Source organism: Kribbella sp. VKM Ac-2569, from assembly GCF_004216905.1.
Classification (GTDB): domain Bacteria; phylum Actinomycetota; class Actinomycetes; order Propionibacteriales; family Kribbellaceae; genus Kribbella.
On the sequence record NZ_SGXJ01000003.1, the window covers coordinates 663,458 to 682,744 of the forward strand.

Annotated in this window: 27 protein-coding genes; 12 read left to right on the plus strand and 15 right to left on the minus strand. The window is 68.4% G+C overall.

From position 1 onward, the window contains the following. Window positions 1–24: 24 nt before the first annotated feature. The 3 genes from EV649_RS23500 (at window position 25) to EV649_RS23510 (ending at window position 3,219) form a co-directional block, all read left to right on the plus strand. The gene (locus tag EV649_RS23500; RefSeq protein WP_130385714.1) at window positions 25–1,572 is read left to right on the plus strand and encodes a serine hydrolase domain-containing protein; all 1,548 of its coding nucleotides are present in this window, start codon (window positions 25–27) and stop codon (window positions 1,570–1,572) included. A gap of 97 nt (window positions 1,573–1,669) precedes the next feature. Beyond that, window positions 1,670–1,996 carry a YciI family protein gene (locus EV649_RS23505; protein ID WP_130386262.1) on the plus strand — a complete coding sequence of 109 codons (327 nt, stop codon included), beginning with the start codon at window positions 1,670–1,672 and terminating at the stop codon, window positions 1,994–1,996. Next, the gene (locus tag EV649_RS23510) at window positions 1,993–3,219 is read left to right on the plus strand and encodes a DUF6596 domain-containing protein (RefSeq protein WP_130385715.1); all 1,227 of its coding nucleotides are present in this window, start codon (window positions 1,993–1,995) and stop codon (window positions 3,217–3,219) included. The genes EV649_RS23505 and EV649_RS23510 overlap by 4 nt, the downstream gene beginning before the upstream one ends. Here the strand turns inward: EV649_RS23510 and EV649_RS23515 are convergent. From EV649_RS23515 to EV649_RS23525, 3 genes are read right to left on the minus strand one after another with little or no spacing between them, the layout of a single operon-like run. Then, complete coding sequence (locus EV649_RS23515; RefSeq protein WP_241998566.1) at window positions 3,204–3,944, minus strand: DUF3626 domain-containing protein; 741 nt, start codon at window positions 3,942–3,944, stop codon at window positions 3,204–3,206. The two genes, EV649_RS23510 and EV649_RS23515, sit on opposite strands and share 16 nt — an antisense overlap. Beyond that, the gene (locus tag EV649_RS23520; RefSeq protein ID WP_130385717.1) at window positions 3,944–4,426 is read right to left on the minus strand and encodes an NUDIX domain-containing protein; all 483 of its coding nucleotides are present in this window, start codon (window positions 4,424–4,426) and stop codon (window positions 3,944–3,946) included. The genes EV649_RS23515 and EV649_RS23520 overlap by 1 nt, the downstream gene beginning before the upstream one ends. A 1-nt stretch (window position 4,427) precedes the next feature. After that, on the minus strand, window positions 4,428–4,823 hold the full coding sequence (locus EV649_RS23525) for a tautomerase family protein (RefSeq protein WP_130385718.1): 396 nt from the start codon (window positions 4,821–4,823) through the stop codon (window positions 4,428–4,430). 130 nt (window positions 4,824–4,953) lie between these two features. Between EV649_RS23525 and EV649_RS23530 the strand changes: the two genes are divergently transcribed. Continuing rightward, window positions 4,954–5,358 (plus strand): NUDIX domain-containing protein, encoded by a 405-nt coding sequence (locus EV649_RS23530; protein WP_198682645.1) that lies wholly within the window; start codon window positions 4,954–4,956, stop codon window positions 5,356–5,358. Window positions 5,359–5,363: 5 nt separating this feature from the next. On the opposite strand, the gene EV649_RS23535 is transcribed toward EV649_RS23530, so the two are convergent. Both EV649_RS23535 and EV649_RS23540 read right to left on the minus strand, forming a co-directional pair. Further along, complete coding sequence (locus tag EV649_RS23535; protein WP_130385719.1) at window positions 5,364–6,116, minus strand: methyltransferase domain-containing protein; 753 nt, start codon at window positions 6,114–6,116, stop codon at window positions 5,364–5,366. A 30-nt stretch (window positions 6,117–6,146) separates the two neighbouring features. Continuing rightward, window positions 6,147–6,986 (minus strand): phosphotransferase, encoded by an 840-nt coding sequence (locus EV649_RS23540; protein ID WP_198682646.1) that lies wholly within the window; start codon window positions 6,984–6,986, stop codon window positions 6,147–6,149. Window positions 6,987–7,151: 165 nt separating this feature from the next. Between EV649_RS23540 and EV649_RS23545 the strand changes: the two genes are divergently transcribed. Together EV649_RS23545 and EV649_RS23550 are read left to right on the plus strand one after the other, a co-directional pair. Beyond that, window positions 7,152–7,991, plus strand: coding sequence for an aldo/keto reductase (locus EV649_RS23545; protein ID WP_241998569.1), 840 nt, complete (start codon window positions 7,152–7,154; stop codon window positions 7,989–7,991). A 71-nt stretch (window positions 7,992–8,062) separates the two neighbouring features. Beyond that, on the plus strand, window positions 8,063–8,734 hold the full coding sequence (locus EV649_RS23550; protein ID WP_130385722.1) for an HAD family hydrolase: 672 nt from the start codon (window positions 8,063–8,065) through the stop codon (window positions 8,732–8,734). On the opposite strand, the gene EV649_RS23555 is transcribed toward EV649_RS23550, so the two are convergent. The 4 genes from EV649_RS23555 to EV649_RS23570 form a co-directional block, all read right to left on the minus strand. Continuing rightward, the gene (locus tag EV649_RS23555) at window positions 8,724–9,272 is read right to left on the minus strand and encodes an isochorismatase family protein (RefSeq protein ID WP_130385723.1); all 549 of its coding nucleotides are present in this window, start codon (window positions 9,270–9,272) and stop codon (window positions 8,724–8,726) included. The two genes, EV649_RS23550 and EV649_RS23555, sit on opposite strands and share 11 nt — an antisense overlap. Before the next feature lie 62 nt (window positions 9,273–9,334). Then, window positions 9,335–9,637: a DUF1905 domain-containing protein gene (locus tag EV649_RS23560; protein ID WP_130385724.1), complete on the minus strand. Its 303-nt coding sequence runs from the start codon at window positions 9,635–9,637 to the stop codon at window positions 9,335–9,337. After that, entirely contained in the window at window positions 9,634–10,335 is a 702-nt protein-coding gene (locus tag EV649_RS23565) for an alpha/beta hydrolase (protein WP_130385725.1), read from the minus strand. The genes EV649_RS23560 and EV649_RS23565 overlap by 4 nt, the downstream gene beginning before the upstream one ends. Beyond that, window positions 10,335–11,282 (minus strand): WYL domain-containing protein, encoded by a 948-nt coding sequence (locus EV649_RS23570; protein WP_130385726.1) that lies wholly within the window; start codon window positions 11,280–11,282, stop codon window positions 10,335–10,337. Before EV649_RS23570 ends, EV649_RS23565 begins: the two co-directional genes overlap by 1 nt. Before the next feature lie 93 nt (window positions 11,283–11,375). Between EV649_RS23570 and EV649_RS23575 the strand changes: the two genes are divergently transcribed. Beyond that, window positions 11,376–12,335: a YafY family protein gene (locus tag EV649_RS23575; RefSeq protein ID WP_130385727.1), complete on the plus strand. Its 960-nt coding sequence runs from the start codon at window positions 11,376–11,378 to the stop codon at window positions 12,333–12,335. A gap of 96 nt (window positions 12,336–12,431) precedes the next feature. Here EV649_RS23575 and EV649_RS41700 read toward each other — a convergent pair whose 3' ends face one another. Beyond that, complete coding sequence (locus tag EV649_RS41700; RefSeq protein WP_241998571.1) at window positions 12,432–12,704, minus strand: hypothetical protein; 273 nt, start codon at window positions 12,702–12,704, stop codon at window positions 12,432–12,434. A 15-nt stretch (window positions 12,705–12,719) separates the two neighbouring features. Here EV649_RS41700 and EV649_RS41705 point away from each other — a divergent pair, with 15 nt between their 5' ends. After that, window positions 12,720–13,319 carry a hypothetical protein gene (locus EV649_RS41705; protein WP_241998573.1) on the plus strand — a complete coding sequence of 200 codons (600 nt, stop codon included), beginning with the start codon at window positions 12,720–12,722 and terminating at the stop codon, window positions 13,317–13,319. Window positions 13,320–13,353: 34 nt separating this feature from the next. Here the strand turns inward: EV649_RS41705 and EV649_RS23585 are convergent, their stop codons facing one another. Both EV649_RS23585 and EV649_RS23590 read right to left on the minus strand, forming a co-directional pair. After that, window positions 13,354–13,779 (minus strand): nucleoside deaminase, encoded by a 426-nt coding sequence (locus EV649_RS23585; protein ID WP_130385729.1) that lies wholly within the window; start codon window positions 13,777–13,779, stop codon window positions 13,354–13,356. Further along, window positions 13,776–14,627, minus strand: coding sequence for an LLM class flavin-dependent oxidoreductase (locus tag EV649_RS23590; RefSeq protein ID WP_130385730.1), 852 nt, complete (start codon window positions 14,625–14,627; stop codon window positions 13,776–13,778). Before EV649_RS23590 ends, EV649_RS23585 begins: the two co-directional genes overlap by 4 nt. A gap of 93 nt (window positions 14,628–14,720) precedes the next feature. On the opposite strand from EV649_RS23590, the gene EV649_RS23595 reads away from it, so the two are divergent. Genes EV649_RS23595 through EV649_RS23605 form a run of 3 tightly spaced genes read left to right on the plus strand, consistent with a single transcriptional unit; the run spans window position 14,721 to window position 16,813 of the window. Next, the gene (locus tag EV649_RS23595; RefSeq protein WP_130385731.1) at window positions 14,721–15,188 is read left to right on the plus strand and encodes an Lrp/AsnC family transcriptional regulator; all 468 of its coding nucleotides are present in this window, start codon (window positions 14,721–14,723) and stop codon (window positions 15,186–15,188) included. A 12-nt stretch (window positions 15,189–15,200) separates the two neighbouring features. After that, on the plus strand, window positions 15,201–16,040 hold the full coding sequence (locus EV649_RS23600; RefSeq protein WP_241998574.1) for a hypothetical protein: 840 nt from the start codon (window positions 15,201–15,203) through the stop codon (window positions 16,038–16,040). Next, on the plus strand, window positions 16,037–16,813 hold the full coding sequence (locus tag EV649_RS23605) for a sugar nucleotide-binding protein (RefSeq protein WP_130385732.1): 777 nt from the start codon (window positions 16,037–16,039) through the stop codon (window positions 16,811–16,813). The genes EV649_RS23600 and EV649_RS23605 overlap by 4 nt, the downstream gene beginning before the upstream one ends. Here the strand turns inward: EV649_RS23605 and EV649_RS23610 are convergent. Continuing rightward, the gene (locus EV649_RS23610; protein ID WP_198682647.1) at window positions 16,802–17,245 is read right to left on the minus strand and encodes a MarR family transcriptional regulator; all 444 of its coding nucleotides are present in this window, start codon (window positions 17,243–17,245) and stop codon (window positions 16,802–16,804) included. The two genes, EV649_RS23605 and EV649_RS23610, sit on opposite strands and share 12 nt — an antisense overlap. 68 nt (window positions 17,246–17,313) lie before the next feature. Between EV649_RS23610 and EV649_RS23615 the strand changes: the two genes are divergently transcribed. After that, window positions 17,314–18,108 carry an alpha/beta hydrolase gene (locus EV649_RS23615; protein ID WP_198682648.1) on the plus strand — a complete coding sequence of 265 codons (795 nt, stop codon included), beginning with the start codon at window positions 17,314–17,316 and terminating at the stop codon, window positions 18,106–18,108. On the opposite strand, the gene EV649_RS23620 is transcribed toward EV649_RS23615, so the two are convergent. Next, the gene (locus EV649_RS23620; RefSeq protein ID WP_241998576.1) at window positions 18,095–18,505 is read right to left on the minus strand and encodes an OsmC family protein; all 411 of its coding nucleotides are present in this window, start codon (window positions 18,503–18,505) and stop codon (window positions 18,095–18,097) included. The genes EV649_RS23615 and EV649_RS23620 overlap by 14 nt on opposite strands. A gap of 70 nt (window positions 18,506–18,575) precedes the next feature. After that, window positions 18,576–19,226 (minus strand): SDR family oxidoreductase, encoded by a 651-nt coding sequence (locus EV649_RS23625; protein ID WP_130385735.1) that lies wholly within the window; start codon window positions 19,224–19,226, stop codon window positions 18,576–18,578. Between the last annotated feature and the right edge of the window lie 61 nt (window positions 19,227–19,287).

Below are 19,287 nucleotides of genomic sequence, written 5' to 3' on the forward strand. Positions count from 1 at the left end.
CCTGGTGGGCTGTAGAAACGTGACGTGCTGAACAAGCGTGTGATCGCGGGCCTGCAGCGACGTGTGGCCGGGTTGTTGGAGGAGCATCGGGTTCCGGGGATCGCGGTCGGGATCTGTGACGGGAATTCGATGCTGTGGTCGGCCGGGTTCGGGAGTACGCGGGCCGGCGGTGGTGAGCCGGTCACTCCGGAGACAATGTTCGGCGTCCAGTCGTGCTCGAAGATGTACACCGCGACGGCGGTTCTCCTCGCGGTTCAGGAAGGGCTGCTGGATCTTGACGTTCCGATCGTCGAGTATCTGCCGGAGATCCGTCTCAACAGTTCCTTCGAGGCTCGCCCTGAGCGCCTCATCACGCTGCGGCATCTCCTCAATCACACTGCTGGATTCACGCATGAGGCACCGGTCGGTTCGAACTATCTCGTCGGCCGCGAGTCGTTCGAGGCGCATTGCCGCAGCATCTATGACACCTGGTTGCGGTGTCCGGTCGGTCACCACTTCCAGTATTCGAATCTCGGGATAGATCTAGCTGGATACATTCTGCAGCGGCGCAGCGGGTTACCGTTCGACCGCTTCGTACGCCGGGCATTGCTCGAGCCAGTCGGATTGACGCGTACGACGTTCAACGCGGCGGAGATCCAGCGTGAAAAGGACCGGGCGATCGGGCATGCCACGGGCTATACGCGCACCCCGGTCCGGGTTCCGATGGTTGCCGCGGGCGGGCTGTACACGAGTGTCAATGACGCGTGCCGCTTCGTACAGTTCCAGTTGGCCGGTGGTGCGGTCCTCGACGAACTGCACGAACTGCACGAACTGCCGGGTCGCGAACGGGGGTATGGGCTCGGTCTCGCCATCACCCGCGCGCACGGGATCCCTGTCCGCGGGCATGGCGGTGGTGGTTTCGGTTTCCTGTCGGACATCTATTGGGCGCCGGATGCGGGGATCGGGGTCGTCGTACTGACCAACTCGACTGCGCACCCGTTCCAGTGGGAGCTCGCCGCGGAGATCTTCCGCGACGTTGTCCCCCACCGCCCTCCGCCAGCGGTCGCCTCTCCCCCGGAGGTGTCTGCTGGGTCGTTGGCCGGTTTGGCGGGGAACTACAGCGGGAGTGGGGCCGACCAGGTCATGTTCGTGGTGGAAGGAGACTGTGGCGTCCTGGTCCAGGGCGATACCCGTCATCCTGTTCGATTCGTCGGTCCCCTCGAGTTCACGATCGAGCAGGGCGAGCGGTTCCGGTTCCGCGATCTCGACGACGCGGGACGCCCGGCGTACCTCGAGCGCGTCGATGACGGGCACGTTCGCTATCGGAACGACGTACCGGAAGCAGCGCCGACCAAGCCGGCCGCGGCGGACGGGCCGTGGAACCGGGACTACGCGGTCCGGGCGTCCGGCGTCCGCGACGGGACCGCGAGGCTGCGTAAGGAAAACGGCGTACACCTCTTCGACGACTGGCGCGGCGGAACCGTCCGCCTGCGCCGGCACCGTCCCGGTCTGTACATTTCCGCGACCGGTGAAGCCCTCGACCTGACCCGGACGCCCCCGACATACGCCAACGTCCGCCTCCACCAGCTGTGACAGGCTGAGGAAATCTCGGTGGGGTGTGTAGGAATGGCCGGATTGGGTTCGTTGGGTGGGTGTAGGCAGGGTCGAGCAGAGTGAACTGGAGATCGTGATGCAGTATCTGATTTCTGTGATTGACAATCGGACCGGGTCGTCGACTGCGGACGAGGACGCGGCGATCGACGCGTTCAACGAGCAGCTGGTGGCGGGCGGGCACTGGGTGTTCGCGGGTGGGCTCAGCGCCCCCAGCGACGCGACCGTGATCGACGCCCGGGGTGACGGCGAGCCGATCTTCACCGACGGGCCGTACCTGGAGTCGAAGGAACACGTGGCCGGCTTCTGGGTGTTCGAGGCGCCGGACCTCGACGTGGCGCTGAAGCTCGCCGCTGCGGCGTCGAAGGCGTGCAACCGCCGGCTCGAGGTGCGGCCGTTCCTGTGAGCGACGTCCAGGAAGCGATCACCCGGGTCCACCACGAGGAATGGGCGCGGGTGGTCGCCTCGCTGACCAGGCGGTTCGGTGACCTCGACATTGCCGAGGAGGCGGCCGCCGAGGCGTTCGCGACGGCGGTCGAGCGCTGGCCTGCGGACGGCGTACCGCCCAACCCCGGCGCGTGGCTGACCACCACCGCCAACCGCAGGGCGATCGACCGGCTCCGGCGCGAGAGCAAACGTGACGACAAGCAGAAGGAGGCTCAGATGTCGTACGACGAACCGCCCGAGCCTCTCGGCGTGATCGACGACGAGCGGCTCCGGCTGATCTTCACCTGTTGTCACCCGGCGCTCGCGATGGAGACCCGGGTGGCGTTGACGCTCCGGATGATCGGCGGACTGACCGTGCCGGAGATCGCCCGTGGGTTCCTGGTCCAGGAGACCGCGATGGGCCAGCGGATCACCCGCGCGAAGGCGAAGATCAAAGCGGCCAAGATCCCGTACCGCGTCCCGTCTGCGGAGGACCTTCCGGGCCGCGTGTCCGGCGTACTCTCGGTGCTGTTTCTCGTCTTCAACGAGGGCTACCTGGCGACGGGTCCCGACACCGATCCGATCCGCCACGAGCTGACCGCCGAGGCGATTCGGCTCACCCGCCTGATCCGGGCGCTGCTGCCCGACGACGGCGAGGTCGCCGGTCTGCTCGCCCTGATGCTCCTCACCGAGGCCCGACGTACCGCACGAGTGTCGGCGAACGGCGAACTGATCTCGCTGCGCGACCAGGACCGCGGCGCGTGGGACGCGGCGTTGGTTGCCGAGGGCCACCGACTCGTCCGCGAACGGCTCGCGACCCGGCTGCCTCCGGGCCGCTATCAGATCCTCGCGGCGATCAACGCCGTACACACCTCGGCCCGCGACGCGGCGGATACCGACTGGTCGCAGGTCGTGGCGCTGTACGACCAGCTCGTCCGTGTCGATCGCTCACCGATCGTCGCGCTCAACCGTGCGATCGCGGTCGCCGAGCTCGACGGTCCCGAGGTTGCGCTGGCGACGATCGATCGGCTGGGCGACACGCTGTCCGGGTACCACGCGTACCACGCCGCGCGCGCCGACCTGCTGCGGCGGCTGGGCCGCAGTCAGGAGTCGCGGGCCGCGTACGACGCAGCGATCGAGCTGGCCGAGAACACTGCCGAGGTCGCGTACCTGAGCCGCCGACGCGATCAGCTGGTCAGCTGACGGCCGTAGCGCGCGAGGTAGTGCCAGACGTACTTGATCGACTGCGCCGGATGCCCGCCGGCCGCTTTGCCGAGGAGGTCGGGGGTGAGTTCGGGGCCGAGTGAGCGGGCGAGGTCGACGATCTCGGGGCCGCGGTACGCCGGATCGAAGGCGGCCGGCGCCGCGCGAAAGCCCGGGTGGTATTCGATCGGGCAGCCGAGTTCGCGGGCGGTGTCCTCGACGGGTGTGCCGATGAACGACCGGTCGAGGACGACCGCCTCGACGTCGGTGGAGAGGCGGACCGGGCCGTGGACATGCGCCTCGACGTAATCGTCCAGGTCGTCGAGACGCGCGTCGTCGGCCAACTGACACAGCTGCGGCAGGACGCTCCGATCGCCGAAATCGGCCGGGTCGCGGGCGGAGTCCGGGAAGCAGAACGTCGCGCGCGAGATCGTGTCGGGTTTCAGCCGGAGGTACGACGACCCGAAGCGGATCGCTCCGCCGTACACGTCACGCCGCCGGTTCCACACCCCGTACACAGGGCGATCCAGCTCCGGTTGGTCGTCGTACCGCCCGGAGAAGAGCCGGCTCTCCCACTCCCACCGGTCTCCCCCGCGGAACGCTGTCAGTCCGCCGTTGGAGATGCCTGTCGCGAACTGCGACTGGTAAACCCCGTCCGCGGCGATCGACTCGATGACTGTCCGCGCACCGCGCGGCCAATTGGGATGGAACTGCACAGTGATCATCAGAACGAGCCTGTCTCGCGGCCGTTGGCGTCAATCATGATGAACCGAAGCTGCTCGTCCTGGCCGTTGGAGAGCCAGTGCGCGAACGCGATCCGCGCGGTCGGCGGCATGGCGAGCGTCGTCGGGTCCATCGTCAGGTCGAACCACCGCAGATCGCCCTCGGTGCATTCCGTCGGTACGGGCGCCGCGGGGCGGAGGTTGGCGGTGAAGTAGTACGTCGTACGCACCTCGTCGCCGGTGTCGCGTACGGCGACGTACCGCAGCGCGAGGTCGGTCAGCTGGTCGGCCGTGACACCGATCTCCTCGTCCAGTTCCCGGAGAGCGGCCGCAGTCGGGTCGGTGAGCTCGTGCGGCTCGATATGACCGCCGATGCCGACCCAGGAGTCCGCGATCGCGCGCGATCCGCGGCGGTAGAGGAGCAGCACGCTCCCCTCCCGCACGAGGAAGACCGACGTCAGGTGCCGGGCCGAGCGGAGTGACACGTCAGACGTTGACGTTGAAGCCGAGGTCCAGGTCGGACGCGGCCTGGCCGCCGCGGATGCCCCAGTTCGAGGTGGGGTGGTCGCGGACGAGGATCGTCACGTGGTCCGCGGGGATGCCGAAGGGCTTCAGGTTGCCGACGATCTCGGTGTAGAGCTTGCGCTTGGCGTCGATCGAGCGGCCGGCGAAGCAGTCGACGGTCACGAGCGTGAAGAACTCGGGCTCGGTCAGCCGCGGCGAACACGCGAACCGGTGCGGCGCGTGGACGACCAGGCGCACGTCCTTGTCCTGCGGCGGAATCTGGAACGCCGTCACCAGCGCCCCATGCACCGCCTCGACCAGTCCCGCCTCATCGGCCTCGGAGTACTCACGACGAACCTCGATCTGCGCACTAGGCATCTACAAATCCTTCCACGATCGACAACAACTCCCCGACCCCACCACGAAGCGGTCACTCCGGCGACCGAATATCCGGCTTCGTGCCCAAGATGTGCGGGTCTGTCGGTGGGGGTCGGCAGACTCGGGTGTTATGAGTGCGAGGATTCCGCGTGGGGCGGCGGTTGTGGTTGAGGTGGGCAAGGTTTTGGTTGTGAAGCGTTATCTGCGGCAGGGGGCGTCGGCCGAGTGTGTGATGTGCGAGTACGGCGACGTGCCGGGGCCTCGGTGTCAGGGGCATCGGTACGCCGTTCTTCCCGGCGGGCATGTGGAGGCTGGTGAGTCGTCGGCGAGTGCTGCGCTTCGTGAACTCGAGGAGGAGACGACGCTCACGGGCACCCTGGACCGGTTGCTGTGGACCGGCACGCACAACGGGCGGCCGGCGTACTACTTCCTGGTCAGCGACGTGTACGGCGTACCGGAACTGTCAGGTGACGAAGCGGTGGAGCATTCGGCGAGGAATTCGGGATCTACCCGGCCGACCTACAGCAGCATTTGACACGTCTACTTCATGCGGGCGACGACGCGGGTTAGGCCGAGAAGGTTTCCTTGGTCGGCTTCCAGTAGGTGTTCGTCGGGTTCGTACCCGCGGCCGACCTGTGCACAAATCCGGAGCCAGAGGAGCCAGTCGGCCCAGCCGTTCGGTACGAAGTCGGCGGTGTCGACGGTGACTAGGCCCGTGCGTTCCCAGAGATGTCGCCACCAGTCGGGCGGGAGCCAGGTGCAGAGGTCGGGTCCCCAGCGATCCGCGACGTACGGCGGTGGGGTGAAGTCAGGCGCGGTGCGGATGCCGGGGGCCATGATGCCGAGCATCCCGTTCGGGCGGACGAACTCCGTGAGGTACGGGAGGTAGTCGACGCCGGTGCCGAAGTAGTTGTACGCGCCGACGCTGACGACCGCGTCGAAGAACCCGTGCGCGAACGGGAGTTTGCGGGCGTCGGACTGGATCGGATGCACCCGACCGGCCACGCCGGCGTCATGAACGCGCTGCCAGTTCTCGGTGGGGTCGACCCAGAGATCGGTGGCCCAGACGTCGACGTCGCATTCGCGGGCCAGGAAGATCGACGTCAACGCCGTACCGCAGCCGAGATCAAGGACCCGCATTCCGGGCCGGAGTGCCATCACCTGCAGCAGGCTTTCGGCGCTCCACAGCGGGTGCGGGCCCATGAGATTGTCGACGACCCATTGCTGGTCGTAGGTGTTCGAGCGTGGATAACGGTCAAGGGTGAGCGCTTCGCGCAGGAGTTCGCTGGACATGGCGCGACGATGCCAGCGTGCTCCGTGAGCTCACAACGCAATTTCGGCGACGGCCTCGGCGATCATGCGATGTCCTTGCTGCTCGAAGGATTCGTCTCCGACCTGGTGTGCCCACACGGCCGTGCTGATTGCCTCCCGGAGCCGGGCGCGCTGCCAGGCGGCCGGTTCGCGCGGGTCCGAACCGTAGCCGGTGATGAACGCCGGCTCGAGGCTTGGCTCGGAGCGGAACTGCTGCGCGGCCAGGCGTGCGAGATCGGTGTACGCCGGGCGCAGATCCGCGCGGCCGAAGTCGATGACGCGGACAGTGCCGTTGTCGACGAGCCAGTTGCGGGGCTGCCAGTCGCCATGGGTCGGCACGAGCGTCGCGGGCGATGTCGGCCAGGCCTCGATCGTTGCCCGGAGAAGGTCGGCGAGGTCGGGCGCGATCCGGTGCGGCGTGTCGAGTCCTGCGAGCGTGCGCTCGTTCTCACGCGACTCATAGTTGTCGTCCGGTACAGCGGATTGCCGGTGAAATGCCGCGAGCAGTTCGCCGGCCTGGTGATAGGTGTCCGAAGCCCATTCGTACGGCGTCCCTTGGATTAGCTCGCCGGGGAGGAAACGGGTCAGGAGGAGCTTGGCGTCCGCGTCTGCGTTGATCAGCTCGGCCGCTCTCCCCCGCGTGGTCCACGGCTGCAACCAGTTGCGGTGGGCACGGATTTCGCGGGCGAGGTGGTGGTCGGTGTGGTCGCCCGCCTTCGCGATGTAGCGCTCTCCGTGGTGCTCGAGTTCCAGGACGAGCGTGCCGATGAGGCCCCAGCTGTGGTCACGCACGATCGCCGCTGACGGTAGCCAGGTGTCGAGGAGCTGTTGCTGTCGCTCGGTGAGTCCCACGCGCATGAGAGTAGCGCAAGAAATATGCGGGAAAAGCTGGACGAATTGCTTGGAAGGATTTATCCTGGCCGAATGCAGAATTCACAGGAGAATGCGTCCCTAACAATTAACTTATCATCGGGAATTGCGGAAAGCAAGTCCAGCGAATTCTGGTCGCTCGGAGAGGTGGCGGTTCGGCGGATCGGGTTCGGCGCGAAGCGGCTTGCGGGCGGCGACGGCGGCGGGGCCGACGTACAGGACCGGGCGATCGCGCTGCTGCGGCGAGTCGTCGAGCTCGGGGTGAATCACCTCGACACCGCGGCGTTCTACCCGAGTCACGGGCTGGCCGGCGGGACGCAGTTCGAGAGCCTGGGGTGGGCGAACGACGTGATCCGTCGCGCGCTGGCGCCGTACCCGGACGAGTTCGTGCTCGCGACGAAGGTCGGGCCGACCGAGCACGGGCTCGCGCGGCCGGACCAGTTGCGGGAACTCGTGGAGAGCGATCTCCGGGCTCTCGGAGTGGATTCGCTGGACCTCGTGTACCTGCGGCAGATGCGGCTGGAGTCGATTGCGGAGCATTTCGGCGTGCTCGCCGAGCTGCAGGCGAAGGGCATGATCCGGCACCTGGGTATCTCGAACGTGCGGGTCGCGCATCTCCACGAGGCGCGCGAGATCGCGCCGGTGGTTGCGGTGCAGAACCGATACAGCGTGGGATTCGGGCGAGTGAACGACGAGATCCTGCAGTTGTGCGGTGAGTTGGGGATCGCGTTCATCCCGTTCTTCACACTCACCGCGGAGTCGCGGGAGGGCGGCGGGGTGCCTGACTCCGGGCCGGTTCAGGAAATCGCCGATCGCCACGGGGCGACGGTCGCGCAGGTGCGGTTGGCGTGGACGCTGAGCCGCGGCGATCACGTACTCGCGATCCCCGGCACCTCAAGCCAGCAGCACCTGGAAGAGAACCTCCGAGCCGCCGACCTCACCCTCTCCCCCGACGACCTCGCGACCCTCAACTCCCTGGTGGACTGAGCTGAGGCGTATGCGCCGGGGTGCACGCCCCGGCGCATACGATCGCAGCTTGCGACGGACGGGGTGCACGGATGCTGAAGCGCGTGCTGTTCGACCTCGACGGCACGCTGGTCGACCAGCAATCGGCGGCCGCCGCGGCAGTCGTCGAGTGGGCCGCGGAGTACGACGTGACCGGACCGGAGGTCGCCGCGCGGTGGGCCGTCGTGTCGGAGAAGCACTACCGGCGCTACCAGCGCAGGGAGTTGACCTTCCCCGAGCAGCGGCGCCTGCGGGTACGGGAGTTCCTCGGGGTCGAAGCGAGCGATGCCGAGGCAGACGCGATGTTCGAGGGCTATGTACGGCGGTACGAGGACGGCTGGACCGTCTTCGACGACGCGGTGCCGGGATTGCGAGCGGTCCGGGACGCAGGACTCGGCGTGGTGGTGCTGACGAACGGTAACGGGGATCACCAGCGGTTCAAGCTTGATCGGCTGGGCCTGGCGGACGAGATCGACGAACTGATCACCGGTGACACCCTGCCGATGGGCAAGCCCGATCCGCGAGCGTTCGCACACGCGCTGGAGCGCCTCAGTTCCACCGCCGACGACGTGGCGATGGTCGGCGACTCACTGGAGAACGACATTCGCGGCGCGCAAGCAGTCGGGATCCAGGCCGTGCTGATCGACCGGAACGACGCGCACGCGAGCATCGACGTACCGCGGGTGCGGGTGCTGACTCAGCTGCTGGACGTCGTCAGAAGGTGACCTCGTCGGTCTTCTGTACGGCGGCAGTCCGGCCCGGAGCCCGGTGGTACTGCCAGTAGAGGTTGGTGTGGGCGATCACCTTGTCGGGGGTGGGTGCGCCGTACTCGCTCAGGTCCTCGGTGGTGTGGGCGTCGGCGACCAGCGTCACGTCGTACCCGCGGACCATCGCGCCGTGGATCGTCGAGCGGATGCACTCGTCGGTCTGCGCGCCGCTGACGATCAGGTGGCCGATGCCGGTGCGGGCGAGGACGTCCTCCAGGTCGGTCGCCTCGAAGCTGTCGGCGTACGTCTTGTGGACGAGCGGCTCCGAGCCGTCCCGGGACAGTTCGGGCACGAGTTGCCACTGGTCGCTGTCCTTGACGAGGTTCTCGCTGGAGTGCTGGACCCAGACGACCGGGACTCCCCCGGCGCGAGCCTTGCCGACGAGCGTGCTGATGTTGGCGACGACGCGATCCCGCTCGTACGCCTCCCCGACGACACCGTTCTGGACGTCGACCACGAGCACGGCCGTGTGCGGCCGGTCGGACAGCGTGGACATCTCGGCTCCTCCCTCTGAAAGCGTGTACGGCGAACGCTAGACCCGGCCGCCGACAGTTTTCGTCACGCCTTCGTCCAGCCCCGCAACCGCAGCCGCACGGTCGGTACGTCGCCGTCGTCGAGATCCTCGGCCCGCCGTACGGACGCCTTCACCGGCAGGATGTACCGCCCGTCCTTCGGGAACATCGACGTGTCCCAGACGCTCGCGCCGATCTCGGCGGTCACCGGGATCATCCCCCACCCGTACGTGACGAAGTTCGACTCCGCCTCGAAGTACGCGCTCTCCTCGTCCGGGACCGTGATGAAGTACCAGGGCGCCGGCCCCCGCCAGTACCAGATCTCCCCCGAGAACTCGATGTCGTTCATCGCGCTTCCAGCCACTCGTCCAGCACTCCCATGAACTCGTCGAGGTGTCCGTACCAAACGGAATGCCCCGCACCCGGCACCGACCGGACCCAGAATCCCATCTCTTCCAGCTCCCGCGCCCGCTCCGGCGACACATAACGACTCGGCTCGGCCCGAACCACCAGCGAAGGCACCGCAGGCCGCTCGACCGCATGCCCGACGTACGAGCGCTCGAGCGCAACCGCTGTCTCGACATCGAACCGAGCAGCCGCTTCCGCCTCGACCCGACAATCCTCAGCAGACCAACCGGGCCGGGTAGTCAATCGCTCCACAGTGCGCGCGGCGCGCGAGGTCGTGAAGCGCTCGCGCAGCTCCGCGGCCGGCGGTGGGTCCGTGGACGGGCCAGAGAGGGGGACGTCGACATACACCGCCCGATCGGGCCGCAGCCGAGGCAGCGCGTGCGACAGCACGATCGCCCCGAGCGAATGACCGATGGCGAGCGCAGGCGGCGTATCAACATCAACGAGGACAGCGTCGACGAACAGCTCCATCGTCGCGTCAGGCGCCGGCCGCGCATCGCCGTGACCGGGCAGATCGACCGCGACCGCCCGGTACCCGCGGGCTGCCAGCGCCGGGCCGACCTCGTGGTACTGCGAGGCCGCGCCGAGCATGCCGTGGACGAGGAGTGCCACGCGGTCGCCGGATCCCCAGGTGAGCATCAGTCGGGCGTGCTCGCGGCGAGCAGGCGCTGACCGACGAGCTGGCAGGCGGCTTGGAGTTCGGGTCCGCCGATGATCCGGAACGGGGCGCGGATCTCGGACAGTTTGCCGGCGTACCAGTCGGGTTCGTCGGTGCTGGCCAGGAGCCGGGTGCGGTTCTCGTCGATGGGTTCCAGGCGGCCCATGCTGCGCGGGATCCAGCAGGCAGCGTCGTCGAGAGGTGCGTCGATCTCGACCTCGATCGGGTACCTCCAGCCCATCGCGAGGTGTTCCTCCACAGCGGCCAGCGGATCGAGATCGGCAGGCGGCGCGAACGAGGCCGGCTGCGCCTCGACCTTGGTGATCTTGTCGACGCGGAGCACGCGCCGAGCGTCCTTGCCGTGCGACCAGCACAGCAGGTACCAGCGACCCCGGCGTACGACGACTGCCCACGGATCGACGTCCATCGGCCACTCGTCCTCGTGGCGGCGGTAGTGGATCGTCACGCGCCGGGAGTCTGCGCTGTGTGACACGAGGGCGGCGGTGATCTCGGGATCAGGGGTCCGGGCCCCGGGATCGGGTCCGCGCGCAGGGACCCGGCGGATCGCGTCGGTCGATCGGGCGACGGCTTCGGGCAGCACCCGGACGATCTTCCCGAGCGCGTCCTCGACCGGATCCGCGGCGCCGCGCGGTCCTTCCAGCACCGCCATCACCAGGCCGAGCGCCTCGGTCGGGCTGAACATCAACGGCGGCAGCCGCAACCCCCGTCCGACCCGGTAGCCGCCGTACGGCCCGCGGACCGACTCGATCGGGATGTCGGCCTCGCGCAGGATCGCGACGTACCGGCGGGCCGCGCGCTCGGAGACCCCGAGCTTGTCCCCCAGTTGTTCCGCGGTGATGCCGGGACTGTTCTGGATCAGCTCCAGGACCATCAGGGTCCGCGCCGTCGGGCTCACGTCGTACGCCATCAGTCACCATTCCGGAAGAAGGCCGTCCGGAACTGAGCGTAGCCCGTTTTAACTGCTCAGACGGTGAGCGGTTTGTCTGCGACGATCGGGGTCATGCGGGCGGATCGGTTGGTGGCGGTGCTGTTGCTGATGCAGGCCCGGGGCCGGGTGACCGCGGCCGACGTCGCGGCGGAGCTGGAGATCTCGGTGGCGACCGCGCGCCGGGACCTGGAGGCGTTGTCGACGGCCGGCATCCCGGTCTATCCACAGCCGGGGCGGAACGGCGGCTGGCAGTTGGTCGGCGGTGCCCGGACCGATCTGAGTGGGCTGACAGCGACCGAGGCGCAGGCGTTGTTCCTGCTCGTGGGACCCGCGGCGTCGATCGCTCCCGACGCGAAGGCGGCCCTGCGCAAGCTCGTGCGGGCGCTGCCGGACACCTTCCGCGAGCACGCACAGGCGGCGGCCGAGGCAGTGGTGATCGACCCGGCCCGCTGGGGTGAGCACGTGAAGGAACGGCCAGAGCTGGTACGTCGCCTGCAGGACGCCGTCGTACGCCGGGAACGGGTCCGATTGGCCTACTCGGGACGCGGCCGGGATACGGCGGAGCGAGTGGTGGATCCGCTCGGTCTCGTGGACAAGGACGACGTCTGGTACCTGATCGCGTGGACGGAGAAGGGCCAGCGGACGTTCCGCATCGATCGGGTGGTCGACACCGAAACGACCGGCGAAACCTTCGAGCGGCCGGACGGGTTCGACCTCTCGTCGGCGTGGGCCGAGATCGTGGAACGGATGGAGGAACGACGATCGGGGCTGACGGCAACTGTCCTGATGGACGAGCGGTTCGTGTGGGTCATGCAGGACCGGCTCGGCCGCAACTGTGAGGTCGACGGGACCGACGGTGACCGGGTGCGGCTCAAGGTCACCGCGCCCACTCCGCTGATGATCGCGCAGCACCTGGCCGGCTGGGGCGGATCGATCGAGGTGGTGGATCCGCCGTCGGTGCAGGCGGAGCTGGCGCGTCTTGGCCGGGAATTGACGCGTCGCTATGCCGCAGTGGACCACTGGGATGAGTAAGGTGCCATGGTTCAAAGTGTCCCGACACCGCCCCTCGATCAGCCTCAGGATCCATTCGTGACCACATCCCCTCCCCAGCCGCCGCAGGGCCCGTACTCAGGTCAGCCGGCCGGCTACGGTCCGCCACAGCAGCAGCAATTCCCCCAGTACAGCCAGCCGGGCCAGCAGCCGGGTCAGCCCGGTGAGCAGCAGTACGCCGGTCAGCCCGGCGGCCAGCAGTACCAGCAGCCGTACGGCGGTCAGCAGGCCGGCCAGACGTACCCGCAGGACGGCGGCCAGCAGTACCCGCCGCAGGGCCAGTACCCGGACCAGCAGTACCAAGGCCAGCAGCAGTACCAGCAGGGCCAGTCGTACCCCCAGCAGGGCCACGCGCCGCAGGGCCAGATGGCGTGCCGCTTCTGCGGCGGCTACCCGGCGGCCGAGGCCACCGTGCGCGGCCACCAGGGCCTGATCATCATCATGCGGTTCCTGAAGCTGCAGGGCCCGTTCTGCCGGACCTGCGGGATCGCGTCGGTTCGCGACATGACCGCGAAGAGCCTCTGGCAGGGCTGGTGGGGTATCGGTTCGTCGATCATCAACCCGATCACGATGCTGCTGAACATCGGCCCGATGCAGAAGTTCAAGGGCCTCCCGGAGCCGACGCCGGGCCAGGGCCGCCCGATGGACCCGGGCAAACCGCTGTTCCAGCGGCCGGCGATCCTCGGTCTGCTGCTGCCGATCGCGCTGATCGCGGCGATCGTGGTCGTCAACCTGAACTCGACTGAGTCGAAGGCCAAGATCGGTGCCTGTGTCGTCAACCAGGGCACGTCGGCCAACCCGGACGTGAAGGTCGTCGACTGCACGTCCTCGGAGGCCGAGTACAAGATCGTCGACAAGATCGACGACTCGACCGACGACAGCCAGTGCGGCGAGAACGCCGAGGCATCGTACGTCTACCGGAGCGGCTCGACGAAGTACACGCTCTGCCTGACCCCGGTGAAGTAGCGAGTGCGGGGGTCCCGGCGACGGGACCCCCGGCTCAGCTGTAGTACCCGTCCACCGGCACGCGCGCCTCGTCGTACAGCGCCGGGCCTTCCAGCGGTACTTCGGGGAAGCCGCCCGTCGACTTGAGTCCGTCGAGCTGCTCACCCGACAGCGCGAACACGACCTTGCCGAGACCGGACCGCGCGAGCGCTCCCGAGCACATCCCGCACGGCTGGCAGCTCGTGTACATGGTCGTGCCGGCCGCGACCTCGGGCGACAGTTGCTGAGCCGCCCACACTGCGAGCTTCAGCTCCGGGTGGAAGCTGATGTTCCCTTCGGTGAGCGTCGTGTTCCGCTCCTCGATCAGCACGGTGCCGTCAGGGCCGACCAGCAGCGAGCCGAACGGCGGGTTCCCGTCCTTCCGTGCCTCCGCGGCGAGTGCGATCGCACGGCGCAGGAATCCTTCTGCCTCAGGTGTCACGTCGTCTCCAGTCCACTTCGGTGCGCGGCGATCGTCGCCAGCGCCTGCCAGGCCGCCTCGGGCCGTTCGGTTTCGTCCGGGTCGCCGACGAACGGATCGAGTACGACGCTCTGCGCGCCGAGCTCCCGCAGTACGGCGAGATCCTGCATCACCTGCTCGATCGAGCCCTCCCCCGCCACCCGATCATCGTCGCTCAGCGGCTCGTCCGTCAGCCGGAGCAGGATCCGCGGCGCGAACCCCGGCACCGGCCGGTTCTCCGACGCTGCGACCGTCCGCAGGCGATCCAGCCCGTCCCGCAGCTGCTCGATCGTCTGCCGCAGCGGATGCCACGCGTCGCCGTACCGGACGGTCCGCCGCAATCCCGCCGTACTCGAACCGCCGACCCAGATCGGGATCGCTCCGTTGCCGTAGTCCGCCGTATCGGCCCACGCGCGCCGCACCTCGGCGAGCACCTCGTCCGTACGCCGACCGCGGTGCGCATGTTCCGCGCCGAGCGCCTCGAACTCCTGCCGCGCCCAGCCGACCCCGACGCCGAGCACGAGGCGGCCGCCGCTCAACGCGTTGAGGTTGGCCGCCATCCTTGCTACGAGCAACGGATGCCGGTACGGCGCGATCAGCACCGTCGTGCCGAGCCGGACCCGCTCGGTGATCCCGGCCAGCCAACTCAGCGTCGTGAACGGCTCGTAGAACGGCGCGGGGTACTGCTCCGCGACGTCCGGTGTGATCACCATATGGTCCGACACCATCAGCAGGTCGTACCTGAGTCCCTCGACGACGCGCGCCCAGTCCCGCAGCCGCGCCGGATTCGTCCCCGGGCCGAAGTTCGGCACGTTCACTCCAAGTTCCACGCCTTCAGGCTATCCAGGCGCCGACCTGGTTCTGAAGAGAGTCCTCCCGGCGTACGTCGTCTTGAGCCGGGAAATCGCCGGTAGATTATGCGTATGACCGAGAGTCTCGATCCGACCGACTGGGCGATCCTCACCGAACTGCAGGAGGACGCCCGGCTGTCCCTGACGCAGCTCGGCAAGCGGGTCAACCTGAGCGCCTCGGCCACCACCGAGCGGGTACGCCGGCTGGAGTCGATCGGTGTGATCACCGGGTACCGCGCCGAGGTCGACCTGACGAAGGTCGGCTACCCGGTGCTGGCCGTCGTACGGCTGAAGTACCCGGGCAACAAGCACGAGCCGCTGCACCGACTGCTGGCCGAGCGGCGCGAGATCCTCGAGTGCCTGCGAACCACGGGTGATGACTGCTACACGCTGAAGGTCGCGGCCGCGTCGATGCCGCACCTGGAGGAACTCGTCAACGAGCTCACCGACTTCGGCAGTACGACGACCAACCTCGTCTACTCACAGACCCAGCGCTACCGCGGCCCACAAAAGCCAGTGACCGATCAGGCGCGAGGATGAGAGCGTTGGCCGGTGCTGACCGTGCTGGGGATCGACGTCTCGCCTGATCTGCTGCAGCGATGGGTCGACTGGCTCGCCCCGGACGAGCAGCCGTTCTTCGTGACGAAGAGGCAGGCGACTGCCTGGAAGTTGGCGACGGACGATCGGGAGCCGAGCCGGGAGGACCGCGACACCTACCGGACCTACGCAGTCGACCGGAAGGCCGCTCGGACTGCGTGGCTGAGTGAGGCGGCGTACGACGACCTGCCGAAGGCGACGCGTGCCGCGCTGGTCCGGGCGCAGGTCAACTACGACCGAGGTGCAGTTCCGACCGTGAGGAAGTGGTCGCCGATCGTCGGGCCGGAGGTTCGGCAGCAGGCGGACGGGCATCGGTTCGTCTGGTGGAAGTCGCTGCTCCGGGAGCCGGCGCGGGTGTTGCCCGAGGTCGTGAGCGAGGATCTCGGGCCGAGCCGGCACGCCGAGGTCCGGACCTGGCCCGCGGCGCTGCCACGCGTGCGCGAGTTGGCCGGCACGTTTCCGGACGGCAGCGGGCCGAACTGCTTCGGCACCGTGATGGCTGCCTGCGGCATCGAAGGCGCCGAGTCGGTGTGGATGGTGCGCGAGCCGTTCGAGGAATGGCTCGCGAACCACACCGAGCGCGGCGGTAAGGACGATGTACCGGGCACGGTGTTCGTCTGGCGCGACGCCGGCCGGCTGGTCCAGCACGCGGCGCTGACCATCGGAGACGGGTGGATGCTGCACAAGCCGTCGCAGTCGTGGATGACGCCGCGGAAGGTGCGGACGGTCGCCGAGGTGAAGCGCGCCACGCGGACCGCCGGCTGGCGGCTCGAGCGCCATAGGCTGGTCGGGTGAGATTGCTGGTCACTGGGGCCGCTGGTCTGCTGGGACGTGAACTCGTGCGCACGGCCGACCACGACGTCATACCGGCGTACCACTCGCAGGTCGTGCCGGGTGGCGTGCAGCTCGACGTACGGCGACGTGACGCGGTGCGCGATGTGATCCGCAGCGTTCGGCCGGACGGGATCATCCACACCGCCTACAAGCAGGACGACTGGGCCGCGACCGCCGACGGCGCGGTCAATGTCGCGCTGGCGGCCGGAGGCGCAAGGCTCGTGTTCGTGTCGAGCGACGCCGTGTTCGGACCACGGCACACGGCCTATCAAGAGGACGACTCGCCCTGTCCGATCACGCCGTACGGCGCGGCCAAGGCAGCGGCCGAGACCGCGATCCAGGCGATGCTGCCCGAGGCGGTCATTGCGCGGACGTCGATCATCGTTGGCTCGGACGGTCAGTCGGGCGAGGAACAACGGGTACGTCGCTTGGCGGCCGGCGAATCCGGTGCGTTCTACAGCGGCAACATCCGCTGCCCAGTCCACGTCACCGACCTCGCGTCGGCGCTGCTCGAACTGCTCACGTCGGACGTCACCGGCATCGCCCATGTCGCGGGACCGGAGGCCCTGAGCCGGTACGAGCTGGGCCGGAGGATCGCGATCCGCGACGGACTCGATCCGGATCAGCTGCCCTCGGAGCCGGGCGAGCCGTCGGACATCCAGCTCGACTGCCGGCGTACCCAACAGCTGTTGAAAACGCGCCTCAGACCGGCCGCCGAGTTCCTACTCGCCTGACCTCTGCAGGTCGCGGGCGAGTTGCTGCAGGGTGCGCGCGACCTCCGCGACGCGTGCGGGGTCATCGGTGCCGAGCGCCGCGGCGAGGGCCGGTTCGATGCTGGTGGCACGGACCTGAGCCAGGCGGTCCGAGACGTCGGGCGCCTGACTGACCAAGGCCCGGCGGCGGTCGGCGGGATCGGTTGTCGTGATGACCGAGCCGGCCTCCTTCAGCCGGGCGATCGCGGTCGACACCTGGCTCTGCGGCAGGCCCGTGCGGGCAGCGATCTCCCCCACCGCGCTCGCCGGATGCTCGGCGATATCACTCGCGACGATCAGCACCATCCGCGCGCTGCCGGCGTACTTCGCGGCACCGCCCGGCGGCTCCGGCAACGCATCCTCGCCGATCTTCATCAGCGCCCGCCCGAGCAGGAAAAGCTCCACACCGTTCACCCGACGGAATCTACATCAAACTCGATGCATCTTGCTGGATACATCTAATCAGATGTAATCTCCGAATCATGATTGACGTACCTGGAGCACGCATCCACTACCAGCTCGAAGGCAATGGGCCGCTGCTGCTGATCTCGCAGAGCGGTGAAGGCGACGCCGACCGCAGTACCGACCTCATCCGGCAGCTCGTCGACGACTACACCGTCCTCACCTACGACCGCCGCGGCCTGTCCCGCAGCAAGCTCGAGGAACCGGGCGCCACGATCGCCGACCACGCGGACGACGTACACCGTCTGCTCCAGCACGTCACCGACGAACCCGTCGCCATGCTCGGCTGCAGCCTCGGCGCGGTCATCGGTCTGCATCTGACCGTGAAGCATCCGACGCAGCTGCACACGCTCGTCGCGCACGAGCCGATCGCGCCGTGGCTGCTCCCCGAGCCCAAGCTGCATCGCGATGAACTCACCGAGCTCCGCGACCAGTACCTGGCCAACGGACTCCAGGCCACCATCCCGGCCATCGTCCGCTCACTGGGCATCGACCCGTCGAACGGCGAACCGGGCCGCACCGACTTCCCGATGGACGCCAACCGGCTCGCGAACTTCGACTACTTCATCCGCCACGACTTCACCGCCGCCGCGGACGACGACCTCGATCCGGCCGCGCTGTCAGCAGGCGGCGTGCGGATCGTTCCGGCAGCGGGTACGACGACTCCGCGGACCGTCTTCGACTACCAGTGCGCCGAGGCCCTGGCCGAGCTCCTCGGCCAGGACCTGCAGACCTTCCCGGGCGGTCACAACGGCAACCTCAGCCACCCGAAGGCCTATGCGCAGCGCCTTCGCGAAGTGCTCAGTCGTCGTTGACCGTCGTGGTGACCGGGGTGCCGAGCTCGACGGTGCGGCTGACCGTGCAGAGGCGGTCGTGGGACATCTTCACGGCGCGCGGCAGGGCTTCGCGGGCCTTGTCGCCGTCCTCGCCCTCGGGGAAGCGCACGGTGAACTCGACCGCGAGGTTCTCCATCCGGTTGCCTTCCTCGGCGTCCCGGATCTTGTCGCCACGGACGACCGCGCTGAACTCGGCCGGCTCGGCCCGGCGGCTCACCACGATGTCGACGTCGATCGCCGAGCAGGTCCCGATCGCCGCCAGCAGCAGCTCGACCGGCGTGAAGTCGGTGTCCTCGCCGCCCGAGCCGATCCGGATGCTCCCGCCGCGGGCGTTCCGCACCTCGTAGCTGCTGTTCGCGAGGCGCTCGAAGGTCACCTGCCGGAGTGTGTCTGCCATAGTGTCGCAGTCCCGTCACATTCTGTTGCTTGTGGCAACGCCATAAGGGTCAGAGGTGCTCGATGGCCTCACGGACGGGTGTGTCCCCGCCGATGAGCTCGAGCGTCCGGCCGATCGAGGCCGGAGCGTCACAGAGGCCGGCCAGCACCAGCGCGACGTCGTCGCGGGTGACCCGGCCGCGACCGGTCTTGTCGGCGAGGTACACCGTGCCGGTCCCGGGATTGTCGGTCAGACTGCCGGGCCGCAGCACCGTCCAGTCCAGATCCCTGGCCCGCAGGTCCTCCTCGGCCGCCCACTTGGCCCGGAGGTAGACCGTGAACGTCTCGTCGTCGGTCAGCGACGGCGCGAGTTCCGCGTTGATCGAACCGACCTGGATGTGCCGCCGTACGCCGGCCTCTTCGGCAGCGTCGGCGAACAGCGCGGCCGCACCGCGGTCGACCGTGTCCTTGCGCGCGTTCCCGCTGCCCGGCCCGGCGCCCGCCGCGAAGATCGCGACGTCCGCGCCCGCCAGGACCTTGGCGACCGCGCCGACGTCAGCCTGCTCGAGATCCAGCACGGCGGCCTGACCACCGGCTGCCGCGATGTCGGCCTCATGGTCCGGGTTCCGCACCACCCCGACCACCTGGTGCCCGTCAGCGCTCAGCACCCGCGTCAGCCGCAGCGCGATCTTCCCGTGTCCACCCGCAATCACGACTCGCATACCTGCAGCCTATCGCCGCAAAGAATGTGCAAGCTCGACAGGACGTCTCAGCCCGGCACCG